The following is an 11,943-nucleotide window of genomic DNA, read 5'->3' as shown; positions in this document are numbered from 1 at the left end:
GGCTCGGTATTGAGGGATTAGTAGTGGTACACACGCAGAGGGCGGAGAATGCTCCTCACACCGCAGAGGCAGACAACGGTAAATTCATCCGCTATCCGCCTACGGCATGGTGATTATTTCACTGCGCTGGACGTACCGTCTTTGTGCCACTCAAATACGCCAAATTCAAACCCTTTCAGGTCGCCTTTTGCATCCCAGCTTAATGGTCCCATTACGGTATCCACGGATTTCGCTTTCAGATCCGCAACCAGTTTTTCCGGCTCATCGCTACCCGTACGCGTCATCGCGGTGGTCAGCGATTGCAGCGCGGCATAGGTCGTCCAGACGAACGGGCCAGTCGGGTCCAGTTTCTTGGCTTTCAGCGCATCCACAATCGGTTGGTTAGCAGGCACCTGATCGTAACGCTTCGGCAGCGTGACCAACATGCCTTCAGACGCATCGCCCGCGATGTTGGACAGCGAAGAGTTACCCACGCCTTCCGGCCCCATGAACTTGGTTGTCATGCCAGCCTGACGCGATTGGCGCAGAATCTGCCCCATTTCCGGGTAATAGCCGCCGAAATAGACGAAATCGACGTTCTCTTTCTTCAGACGAGCAACCAGCGTAGAGAAATCTTTGTCACCCGCCGTCACACCTTCAAACAGTACGACATTCGCACCGGCTTTTTTCAGGCTATCCTGAACAGAGCGAGCCAAACCTTCGCCATATTGCTGCTTGTCATGCACGACAGCGATGCGCTGAGGTTTGATGGTTTCGACGATGTACTTGGCCGCGGTTGGCCCCTGATCGGAATCCAGCCCCGTCGTACGCAGCACCATTTTGTAACCACGCGTGGTCAGGTCGGCGTTGGTTGCCGCAGGCGTAATCATGATCACGCCTTCTTCTTCATAAATATCAGACGCGGGCTGCGTAGAGGAGGAACACAGATGGCCAATCACATAACGGATACCGTCATTGATGACCTTGTTCGCTACGGCAACCGCCTGCTTAGGGTCGCACGCGTCATCATATTCAACGCCAACCAGTTTGTTACCGTTTATGCCGCCTTTTGCGTTGATATCAGCAATCGCCTGACGCGCGCCAATAAATTCCATGTCGCCATACTGAGCAACCGGGCCAGACATCGCGCCAACAACCGCAACCTTAATATCGGCAGCATTGACCGCATGGCTAAACGCCGCAGCCATACAACCCATCAGCAATACTTTACCTTTACTGAATTTCATTCTTTTTACCCCATCTGTCATTATGGATATTGCCGAAAACCTGACCGCCTTCTGCCATAACCCGCTATTTTCTTATAAGTAAGAAAGGCTTAGGTTATTATTAGTAATGATTTCTAATAAGGCTTTATTTTTCATATTATTAAACAGGAATATTATGCTGCAAATCAACTCACATTGTCAGAAACAAGCGGAGCAAACAGCACAAAACACCAGATGCAAAATCCAGCATTTAATTTATATATAGTCAGATATTCTACTTTATGCATTAATTGTTGATGGATTACTCGAAAAACAAAGAACAAGAAAAACATTTGCCCTATTAACCATAACGATCAAATTACACAACTGATCTACTACAAAACAACTACATTATTCTTCACTCATATGATGGAGTGCCGATAAAAATGAAACTCACCGTTGAATGCCTTACCCAATTCAGCCCCCAGGACAAAATTGATCTGGCAAAAATCTGGCCGCATCAAAATATTGATTTATTAGAAGCAGGGCTAAAACCGACTCGACGACTCTTTGCCGCCCGTTTTAACGATCGGTTACTTGGAGGTATGCTGGTCGAAATTGCAGGGGACTACGCGGAACTGAGCGATCTGATGGTGCGTGAAGTCACAAGGCGGCGGGGCGTAGGACAACTTCTGATTGATGAAGCACGCCGTCAATTGCCTGAAGTGAACGAATGGTGGCTGGCCACGGCAAATCATGCCGCGATCAAAGAGGAAGTGCTGGCGCGGTTTATGGTGTCCTGCGGCTTCTCACCGGTATCCGGCGGCTGGCGCTATATTCGCCGAAAAGAAACGCCGCTGATTCTTGATGAAATCAACTCAGAGAAGCCATAACCCAAACCCGACAGCCTGGCATCAGACAAAAACAAAACGACCGGGCATTACCCGGTCGCTACAGAAAGAAACAATGATGAAAGCAATTAGGCTTCTATCGCCGCTCGCAGTTTCTTCATTGCATTCTTTTCTAACTGACGCACGCGCTCTGCGGAAACGCCGTATTGATCGGCCAAGTCCTGCAAAGTGGATTTGTTGTCATCGTCCAACCAGCGAGCACGGATAATATGCTGACTGCGCTCATCCAGCCCTTCCAACGCGTAGGTGAGCTTATCCGCCGCATGCGTTTCCCAGTTATCTTCTTCAATGCCATCGGCAAAATCAGACGATTTATCCTGTAGGTAAAGCATCGGCGACATCGCCTTGCCGTCGTGCGAATCCTCTTCCGGCGTGGGATCGAATGTCATATCCTGCGCCGCCATGCGGGATTCCATCTCACGCACGTCTTTGCTGGTCACGCCAAGTTCACGTGCCACCAGTTCGACTTCATCCTGATTAAACCAACCGAGGCGCGTTTTCGTCTTGCGCAGGTTAAAGAACAGCTTACGCTGCGCTTTGGTGGTTGCGACTTTCACGATACGCCAGTTACGCAGCACGTATTCGTGAATTTCTGCTTTGATCCAGTGCACGGCGAAAGAGACCAGACGCACACCCACTTCAGGGTTAAAGCGACGTACCGCCTTCATCAGGCCGATGTTCCCTTCCTGAATCAGATCCGCCTGCGGCAGGCCGTAGCCGGAATAGTTACGGGCAACGTGAATAACAAAACGCAGGTGTGACAGAATCAGGTGCTTAGCCGCATCCAGATCGCCCTGATAATGCAGCCGTTCAGCCAGCGCCCGCTCTTCCTCCGCCGTCAGCATCGGATAGGCATTGGCGGCACGAATATACCCTTCCAGACTGCCCTGGGGAACTAAGGTGAAAGTTTGCATATCTTTGGTCATTCAACCCTCTCAGTTGCTCTACTCGTCATATTGCAGTCGACTATCTTAGCACTGCTTCGCCGCATCGTTTTGCGCGAAAATGGCAAAACACGGCACCTTAAAGATGAATTTTATTAAAAACCCCGAAAACGGGTTACTCAAATCCTAAACACTGTCTATTCAGACTGTGATTTCGCTCGCAAGTTCCTATCATTTTATTCACCCCATGCCAGAGATCAAGCAGGGGAAAAACGAGCCGATAACGCACCAAAAACCAAGGGGAAAACACAGCGGGAAGCGCAAAGAAGAGATGTCGCTGAGGAGATTTCCCCTGCAATACGGTCTGAATTACAGGGGATGATTATACCAGAAAACGCTTACTGTGGTGTAAAACGGCGTAAATGTTGTACGGTGGCCAGCCAGGCGGCCAACCAGCCAATCATGCCGGCAATGAGCAGCAGCAACAGGGATTCATCCCAGCTCAGCCCTTTGACAGCAAACGTCGTACCAAAGACGGAAGCGACCTGTGCGACTACCACATCCAGTTTCCAGACCAGCGCCTGCGATAGAATCAGCGATAGCACCGCGCCACCCACGCCCATTGCCGCGCCGCCATTCAGGAACGGACGCAGAATAAAGCCGTCCGTCGCGCCAATCAGCTTCATCACGTTGATGGTTTCCCGACGGCTGAAAATACTCAGACGCACGCTATTGCCGATCACCAAAAAGACGGCCACGACCATCAAAATACCAATCGTCGCGGAAATCTGCCCGACCAGATTGGTCAGCGCCACCAGCCGGGCAAACCAGCTGTCGTCCATCCGAACTTCATCCACCCCCTGCGTCGCCGCCACGCGATCGCGCAGCGTTGTCAGCGTGGTGGAATCCTGAAAGCTCAATTTCGGCGTGATAATCGCCACTGCCGGCAGCGGATTCTCTTCCAGCATATCCAGCGCACCGCCAAAACCAGACCAGTTGCGGAACTCGCCCATCGCTTCATTGCGCGACAGGTAATTCACTTTATCAACGCCCTCTTCCGATTGAAGCTGCGTGATAACAGCCTGCGCCGCGTTGTCATCCAGCGATTTATCCAGATACACCGTCAACTGCGGTGAGGGATACCACTGCGAGGCAGCCTGGCTGACGTTTTTCCACACCAGATAACAGATGCTGGGCAATGCCAGCGAAATAGCGATGACCATGACGGTCAGGAACGTCGCCAGCGGCTGGCGCAGCATATCAGCCAGCGTATTCGTCCAGGCATAGCGCCACTGTTCCTGCCAGCCGCCACGCAGCGCTTTGGCTTTTGCGACAGGCTTTTTCGCATTACGGACGTTATTCGCCATCGTGGTTTCCCCCCACCATGCGGCCATCCGACAGCGTCAGCACACGGTAATTGCGGCGGGCGATCAGCCCGGTATCATGCGTCGCCATCAGGACGGTGACGCCAACGCGATTGAACTCTTCAAACAGACGCAAAATGCCTTCTGACAGCGCATCGTCCAGGTTGCCGGTCGGTTCATCCGCCAGTAACACGGCGGGTTTGTTCACCACCGCGCGCGCTATACCCACGCGCTGCTGCTCACCGCCCGACAGCTGGATAGGATAGTTTTTCGCTTTATCCAACAGACCCACCTTGTCCAGTGCGGCGGAGACCCGACGACGGATATCCTCACTGCTGGCGCCCGCGATGATAAGCGGCATCGCGACGTTGTCATAAACCGTACGTTCCATCAGCAGATGGTGATCCTGAAAGATCATGCCGATCTGACGCCGCAAGAACGGGACTTCACGTTTTTTCAGGCGGCTAATGTTATGACCGCCAAACAAAATCTGACCCGCGCTGGGACGTTCAATGCCACAAATCAGTTTCAGCAGGGTACTTTTCCCTGCGCCGGAATGGCCGGTCAGGAACGCCATTTCCGCAGGGCGCAGATGGAAATCCACCCCTTGCAATGCCTGACGCCCACCGAGGTAAGCTTTACTGACCTGTTCAAAACGAATCATCCGTTTTAATCCTCTCGGGCAAAAAGTGCCTCAATAAAATCATCGGCCTTGAAGGGCCGTAAATCATCAATGCCTTCCCCAACCCCAATATAGCGGATAGGAATCGCAAACTGGTCGGCAATGGCGAAAATCACCCCGCCTTTCGCGGTACCGTCCAGCTTCGTCAGGGTAATCCCCGTCAGCCCAACGGCTTCATTAAACAATTTAGCCTGACTCACCGCGTTCTGACCGGTGCTCGCATCCAACGTCAGCATCACTTCATGCGGCGCGTCTTCGTCCAGCTTCTTCATCACACGCACAATCTTTTTCAGTTCTTCCATCAGGTGCGCTTTGTTCTGCAAGCGACCGGCGGTATCCGCAATCAGCACATCAACACCGCGCGCTTTCGCCGCCTGAATTGCATCGAAAATCACCGATGCCGAATCCGCACCGGTATGCTGTGCGACCACCGCCACGTTATTACGCTGTCCCCAGACCTGAAGTTGCTCAACCGCCGCCGCACGGAAGGTATCACCCGCCGCCAGCATCACGGATTTGCCCTGCGCCTGGAACTGGCGCGCCAGCTTCCCGATGGTGGTGGTTTTGCCCACGCCGTTAACGCCAACCATCAGAATGACATAAGGCGTTTTGCCTTCGATATTCAGCGGGGCGTCCACCTTAGCAAGAATCTCCGCCATTTCGTCTTTCAGCTTCACAAAAAGCGTATCAGCATCTTTCAACTGGCGGCGACTGGCGTGCTCTGTCAGGCTGGTGATAATTTTACGGGTCGTTTCTACCCCAACATCCGCAACCAGCAATTGTTCTTCCAGTTCATCAAACAGATCGTCGTCGATTTTCTTACCACGAAACAATCCGATAAATCCTGAACCGAGGTTCTGGCGCGTTTTTACCAGACTGCGTTTCAGGCGCGCGAAGAAACCTTCTTTCGTCGGACGTTCTTGCTCTTGCGCAGCGACTGGAATTTCATCCGGCTGCTCATTTTCCTGTTCTTCTTGCGCCGCGACGTCAGGCTCTGCCTCGGCTACCGTCGTGCTTTCTGCGATCTCAGCCTGCACGATCGGATCGGTAATATCCCGATCGAGATCATCATGATCGGCCGGTTCACGCTCGGCGACCGATGGGGTCAGTTCTTCCGCTTCAACGTCTGTTTTTTCTTCAGCGACTTGTTCTTCAAGGACTTGCTCTTCAAGGAGTTGATCTTCAATGACAAGCTCTTCTGGCTGTGGTTGCTCTACAAGTTCTGGCGCGTGTTCAACGGTCTGCTGAACCAATGCTGCGGTATCCGGTTCCGCCGCCGACGGCTGTTCTTCAACAACAGCCTTCTCTTGAGCAATCGGCTTCTCTTGCGGCTGCTCTTGTTGTTTTTCTTCCTGTTTCCCTAATCCCAGCCAGGAAAAAAAACCGCGCTTCTTTTCTTTTGACATGTGCGATCGCGCTCCACGCTGCTCACCGCAGCGAATCAATCAATGAAAATCATATTTAAACAATAAGTTTAACACTTTCCTGCCGACAGCAACACGGAGGCAATGGCAGACAATGCGACTCGCTACCCGCAATCTTCGTAACGAAAGGCAATGTCCGTAACGAAGTGTGTCAAACACGGCACACTATCGAAAAGCCGCAGACAGCACAAAATTTTGGCTTAAGCGCTTTAACGTCTATCTTAACATTCCCTCTACACGTAACCGCCGCTAGAATAGCGCCAGAAATTTCCTGCCCGTATCCACACCATGATGATGCGGCACAACAATAACCCTGTGAGCTATGGCTAAAAAAAATGCATCGTCAGCCGCCGGACAAATCCGAATCATCGGTGGTCAATGGCGCGGCAGAAAACTTCCGGTTCCCGATAGCCCCGGTTTACGCCCCACCACCGATCGCGTGCGGGAAACGCTGTTTAACTGGCTGGCTCCCGTCATCCAACAGGCACGCTGTCTGGACTGCTTTGCTGGCAGCGGCGCACTGGGGCTGGAAGCGTTATCCCGTTATGCTGCCCACGCCACATTATTGGAGATGGAACGTGCAGTCGCCCAGCAATTAACGCAAAATCTGGCGCTGCTTCGGGCGGAAAACGCCGAGGTGGTCAATACTGATGCCCTGAGCTGGCTGGCGAAGCCGGGTACACCGTTTGACGTCGTGTTTCTCGATCCACCGTTTCGTAAAGAGCTGCTGAACAACACGCTTGCCCTGCTGGAACAACAGGGCTGGCTGGCACCAGAGGCGTGGATTTACGTGGAAACTGAAGCGGAAAATGCGCAACTGACCATCCCGGAGAATTGGCAACTGCACCGTGAAAAAATTGCGGGTCAGGTCGCCTACCGTTTGTACATCCGTCAATGAGCTTCGCAGCAACGTAAGGGTAAGAGATGATTTTGATTAACCTTGGCAGATTATTGATGCTGGGCGTGTGGGGATTTTTGTTGCTTAACCTGATTCAGCCGTTTCCCAAGCCATTGAATATCTTCATGACCGTGGCGATGGTGTTTATGATCCTGATGCATGGTTTCCAACTGCTGCTGTTAAAATCCAGCCAGCCGAAAGACAGCCCCGCGCTAAACCGCGCGCTTCAGGCTCGCATTTTCCTGTTTGGCGTATTTGAACTGCTGGCGTGGCAGAAAAAACAGCCTAAGCCACCAAAACCGTAATCACGACCTTTGCAGGGGCACAAAGCGAATAAAGCGCGTGCCCTTTAGCTGCAACGATCCCTGCATACCGGTATCAAGCTGGTGATAATCCGCGTTCTCAAGGCGCAGCGTGATCGTCGCACCGCCGGCAATCGGCCTGAACGTGACCTCATAAAGCATGTCCTCTACAACCATACTCTGATGCTCACGCGCGCGCCGACGGCTACGGGGAAATTCGCGTTTGTGCTTCACCTCTGCGGCCACAGTGCGTAGCGGAGCGGCATCGTTCTGCGCTTCCCGCTCACGTTGACGTCGATACTGCCGCGCCGCCAGCACCAGAATCGCGCCAACGGCCAACGCCAACAGCCAGGGGAAGTCATTCATCAGGGTTTCTTGCCGGGAAGATAAGGAAACGCGGTCACGTTATCGCCTAAATCAGAGATGCGGGCGCTGCCTTTTTCCGTCACGGCATCAATGCGAATGATCGCCTGTAAAGGGATGAAACTGCGGCTAACGCCGGAAAATTCCGTTTTCAGTTTCTCGGTTGACGGGTCAACCAACACCGCAGACTGGCTATCAAACACGAAGTCGGCGATTTCAATAAAGCCGAACAGGCTACTCTGAACCAACTCACGCACGTAAAGCTGGTAATTTTTACCGTTATTTATAAATTGAATACGATAAAGCGCGGACTCATTACTCATTCAACACAATGCTCCCTTCAGAGACTTCACGGCGCCCATCTACAATAAAAACAGGCGATAACATACCATGAAGCTCACAGAAGTCGCATCCATCTCACGACGTGTTGTTTAACTTCCTCACAATCCCCTACACTGAATAAAGAACGGCTTATCTTTATCCTGACACAAACAAAAACACAAAAAGGACACGCTATGCTTTGGTCATTTATTGCTGTGCTTTTTTCTGGTTGGTTGTATGTGGACGCCAGCTACCGTGGTCCAACGTGGCAACGTTGGTTATTCAAACCGGTCACGATGCTACTGCTGCTGGCGCTGGCCTGGCAGACGCCGCTGCTTGGCGTGCCAGGCTATCTGATTGTGCTGGGATTGCTGGCAACGTTGGTTGCAGACACCTTGCTATTGCTGCCGACTCAGCGCCTGCTTTACGCGTTTGGCGCTTATTTCCTCTCCCATCTTCTCTACACCATTAGCTTTTTTACCGGACAAATCGCGCTCACATTCTTCTGGCCGCTGGCAGTAACGCTCGTCATTCTGGCCGCGATCCTGATTGCGATTATCTGGGGGCGATTGGAAGCACAACGCTGGCCCGCCTGCGCCTTTATCATCATGACCACGCTGATGGTCTGGGTTGCTGGCGAGCGCTATTTTGCACTGGGGACGAATGCGAATTTCTCCCTGCTGACGGGCACCGTACTGCTGTTTATCGCCCATGCAGCCTGGCTGATTCACCATTACCGTTTTCCGTTCCGCGCCCATCAGGCGATAGTGGCGGCGGGCTATTTTGGCGGCCACTTCCTGATTGTCCGCTCCCTTTATTTCTGACGTTTTCGGCGCTCACGAAAATCTGGCTAAGCGTTGAACAGCGGTGTAAAGTTCCTGATGAGAATCGCTATCACTAATAACCTATTCCAGTAGGCGTTATTGGTGCAGCAAGTTTGGACACGGACAGCGCGGAAAAACCGGAGCGTACACGTAGTACGTGAGGATTTATTCGCTTCGCTCACCCTACGGGCCACCCTGAAGTGTGTTCAAACGCTATCGCGTTTGTGCGAGCACTGCCCAGGTTCAAAATGGCAAATGAAATAGCCCTAATGGGATAGGTTCAACACAGGAGGAAAAGATGCACTCTCATCAGCATAACCACAGCGCTGAAAAGTCAGCCTGCTGCAATAACGGCGTTCATCACGCGCCGCGCAAAACCGCGCAACATACCAAAAGCTGCTGCAATGAACACGCGCAGCATTCGAACCATGCCGAGCACAGTTGCTGTTCAACCAAACACGCATCTGACGCCGTGGGACAGACCGCAGGTGGCACAGAGCAGCATTCGTCAGACGGCGGCGGTAGCGCAGATTCAGACGACCCCGACGGCGGAGACAGCGACAGGCCCCGATCAAACCAGCGCTTTAGCTGGAAAATCAGCGGGATGGATTGTCCCAGCTGCGCACGTAAAATCGAAAATGCAGTAAAAAATCTCACCGGAATTGAACAAGCCAAAGTGCTGTTCGCCACCGAAAAACTGGTTGTTGATGCCTACACCGATATTCGTCCTCAGGTTCAACATGCCGTTCAGCAAGCTGGCTTCACCTTGCAGGACACCGCACTCCCTCTCGCACCACCCGAACCCTCTACCGTACGCCGTTTCGTACATGAATATGGTTTCTTAATACTTTTCACTTTGCTGGCTGCTGCAAGCTGGGGACTTTCCCTGTTAAGCGAGCGCGGCGGGCAGATCGCGTTTATCGCGACCACGATTGTCGGGCTGGCTCCGATCCTGAAAAAAGCGGTGCAGCTCATTCGCTCCGGTACTCCCTTCGCGATTGAAACGCTGATGAGCGTGGCTTCCATCGGGGCGCTCTTGATTGGCGCAACCACCGAAGCCACGGTCATTTTGCTGCTGTTTATGCTGGGCGAATACCTGGAGTCTTACGCGGCAAACCGCGCACGACGGGGCGTAACGGCACTGATGGCACTGCTTCCCGAAGACGCCACGGCAATCGTCAACGGGCAACGGCGTCTTGTGCCTGTCGCCAGTCTGGTTCCCGGCGATGTGATTGAAGTCGCACCCGGTGGGCGCCTTCCCGCTGATGCGGAGCTCTTAAACAGCGACGCCAGCTTTGATGAAAGCGCCCTGACCGGCGAGTCGGTCCCTATTGAGCGTACGCCGGGTGAGAAAATTGCCGCAGGCAGCCTGTGTGTCGATCGGGTCGTGCAATTGCGCGTGGTCTCACAGCCGGGCAACAGCGCGATCGACCGCATTCTGCAACTGATAGAAGAAGCGGAAGAACGCCGTGCACCGATAGAGCGCTTCCTCGATAAGTTCAGCCGTTACTACACGCCAGCCATCATGCTGCTGTCGCTGCTGGTAATTCTGGTGCCGCCGCTACTGCTGGCGCAGCCGTGGCAAGAGTGGATTTATCGCGGCCTGACGCTGCTGTTAATCGGCTGTCCGTGCGCGCTGGTGATCTCTACACCTGCGGCAATTACGTCCGGGCTCGCTGCGGCGACGCGCCGTGGGGCACTGATTAAAGGCGGCGCGGTGCTGGAATCGCTGGGCAGTATCAAGACTATCGCGTTTGACAAAACGGGTACGTTGACGGAAGGCAAACCGCAGGTGACGGACGTATTGCCCGCAGCGGGCGTTAGCGCAACGGCGCTGTTAACCCGCACCGCCGCAGTGGAATCCGGTTCACACCATCCACTTGCCAAAGCCATCGTCCAGCATGCGTTATCCAGCAATACATTCCTGCCGCTGGCGGAAAATCGTAAAGCACTGGCGGGCGTCGGGGTTGAAGGCACGATAAGCGGCAAACGGATTCAGGTCAGTGCGCCAACTCGCGTTGCCCCCGATCTGCTCGACGCCGATTGGCTGCAACAGATTGACGCGCTGGAAAACGAAGGGAAAACCGTCGTAGTCGTACAAGAAGACGGCAAGCTGCTTGGTTTACTGGCGCTGAGCGATACCCTACGCCACGATGCGCGTGAAGCGCTGGATGCCTTGCAGCAGTTGGGGATCAGAGGCGTGATGCTCACGGGCGATAATCCCCGCGCGGCAGCGGCCATCGCGGCGACATTAGGGATCGATTACCGCGCCAGTCTGCTCCCTGCCGATAAGGTCACGGCCGTCAGCGAGTTGAGCAAACAGCACGCTGTCGCGATGGTGGGCGACGGTATCAACGACGCGCCGGCGATGAAAGCCGCAACGATCGGGATTGCGATGGGAAGCGGGACGGATGTGGCGCTGGAAACAGCCGATGCGGCCTTAACGCACAGCCGCCTGACCGGGCTGGCTGCCATGATTAGCCTGTCGCGGGCGACGCAGCGTAATATTCGTCAGAACATTGCCATCGCGCTGGGGCTGAAAGCCGTCTTTCTGGTCACCAGCATTCTGGGTATTACCGGACTGTGGCTGGCGGTACTGGCCGATTCCGGCGCAACGGCGCTGGTGACCGCTAACGCCCTGCGGCTATTGAGAAAACAGGACTGATATTACCGTTGCTGGCTGTGAATTGAAGGATCGAGATACACGGAGCGACCACGGGGCGAGGCCTCCCTACGGGAACCTCATCCCCGTGTTTCTCCTAATCACACACGTCAACGAACGATAT

Annotated in this window: 12 protein-coding genes; 5 read left to right on the top strand and 7 right to left on the bottom strand. The window is 53.7% G+C overall.

The window, feature by feature from the left end:
• Positions 1-113: 113 nt before the first annotated feature.
• Complete coding sequence (locus NAL19_RS00495; protein ID WP_263058470.1) at positions 114-1,226, bottom strand: branched-chain amino acid ABC transporter substrate-binding protein; 1,113 nt, start codon at positions 1,224-1,226, stop codon at positions 114-116.
• A gap of 404 nt (positions 1,227-1,630) precedes the next feature.
• On the opposite strand from NAL19_RS00495, the gene panM reads away from it, so the two are divergent.
• Positions 1,631-2,077, top strand: a complete 447-nt coding sequence (gene panM / locus NAL19_RS00490; protein WP_225086448.1) for an aspartate 1-decarboxylase autocleavage activator PanM — start codon at positions 1,631-1,633, stop codon at positions 2,075-2,077.
• An 86-nt stretch (positions 2,078-2,163) separates the two neighbouring features.
• On the opposite strand, the gene rpoH is transcribed toward panM, so the two are convergent.
• From rpoH to ftsY, 4 genes are all read right to left on the bottom strand, one after another.
• Positions 2,164-3,021 carry an RNA polymerase sigma factor RpoH gene (gene rpoH / locus NAL19_RS00485; protein WP_225086447.1) on the bottom strand — a complete coding sequence of 286 codons (858 nt, stop codon included), beginning with the start codon at positions 3,019-3,021 and terminating at the stop codon, positions 2,164-2,166.
• A 356-nt stretch (positions 3,022-3,377) separates the two neighbouring features.
• Positions 3,378-4,346 carry a permease-like cell division protein FtsX gene (ftsX, locus tag NAL19_RS00480; RefSeq protein WP_225086446.1) on the bottom strand — a complete coding sequence of 323 codons (969 nt, stop codon included), beginning with the start codon at positions 4,344-4,346 and terminating at the stop codon, positions 3,378-3,380.
• The gene (gene ftsE, locus NAL19_RS00475; RefSeq protein WP_225086445.1) at positions 4,336-5,007 is read right to left on the bottom strand and encodes a cell division ATP-binding protein FtsE; all 672 of its coding nucleotides are present in this window, start codon (positions 5,005-5,007) and stop codon (positions 4,336-4,338) included. Before ftsE ends, ftsX begins: the two co-directional genes overlap by 11 nt.
• A 5-nt stretch (positions 5,008-5,012) precedes the next feature.
• Positions 5,013-6,431, bottom strand: a complete 1,419-nt coding sequence (ftsY, locus tag NAL19_RS00470) for a signal recognition particle-docking protein FtsY (RefSeq protein ID WP_263058469.1) — start codon at positions 6,429-6,431, stop codon at positions 5,013-5,015.
• A 340-nt stretch (positions 6,432-6,771) separates the two neighbouring features.
• On the opposite strand from ftsY, the gene rsmD reads away from it, so the two are divergent.
• Both rsmD and NAL19_RS00460 read left to right on the top strand, forming a co-directional pair.
• On the top strand, positions 6,772-7,347 hold the full coding sequence (gene rsmD, locus NAL19_RS00465) for a 16S rRNA (guanine(966)-N(2))-methyltransferase (RefSeq protein WP_225086443.1): 576 nt from the start codon (positions 6,772-6,774) through the stop codon (positions 7,345-7,347).
• A gap of 29 nt (positions 7,348-7,376) precedes the next feature.
• Complete coding sequence (locus tag NAL19_RS00460; RefSeq protein ID WP_161797826.1) at positions 7,377-7,652, top strand: DUF1145 family protein; 276 nt, start codon at positions 7,377-7,379, stop codon at positions 7,650-7,652.
• Here the strand turns inward: NAL19_RS00460 and NAL19_RS00455 are convergent, their stop codons facing one another.
• Together NAL19_RS00455 and NAL19_RS00450 are read right to left on the bottom strand one after the other, a co-directional pair.
• Positions 7,653-8,015, bottom strand: coding sequence for a DUF2500 domain-containing protein (locus NAL19_RS00455; protein ID WP_263058468.1), 363 nt, complete (start codon positions 8,013-8,015; stop codon positions 7,653-7,655).
• The gene (locus NAL19_RS00450) at positions 8,015-8,335 is read right to left on the bottom strand and encodes a DUF1820 family protein (RefSeq protein WP_225086441.1); all 321 of its coding nucleotides are present in this window, start codon (positions 8,333-8,335) and stop codon (positions 8,015-8,017) included. Before NAL19_RS00450 ends, NAL19_RS00455 begins: the two co-directional genes overlap by 1 nt.
• A gap of 192 nt (positions 8,336-8,527) precedes the next feature.
• Between NAL19_RS00450 and NAL19_RS00445 the strand changes: the two genes are divergently transcribed.
• Entirely contained in the window at positions 8,528-9,157 is a 630-nt protein-coding gene (locus NAL19_RS00445) for a lysoplasmalogenase (RefSeq protein ID WP_263058467.1), read from the top strand.
• Positions 9,158-9,455: 298 nt separating this feature from the next.
• Positions 9,456-11,822: a zinc/cadmium/mercury/lead-transporting ATPase gene (locus NAL19_RS00440; RefSeq protein ID WP_263058466.1), complete on the top strand. Its 2,367-nt coding sequence runs from the start codon at positions 9,456-9,458 to the stop codon at positions 11,820-11,822.
• Positions 11,823-11,943 lie beyond the last annotated feature (121 nt).

The organism is Pectobacterium sp. F1-1 (assembly GCF_025643735.1).
GTDB classification, from domain to species: Bacteria; Pseudomonadota; Gammaproteobacteria; order Enterobacterales; family Enterobacteriaceae; genus Pectobacterium; species Pectobacterium colocasium.
This window is presented reverse-complemented; position numbering and strand designations above follow the sequence as displayed.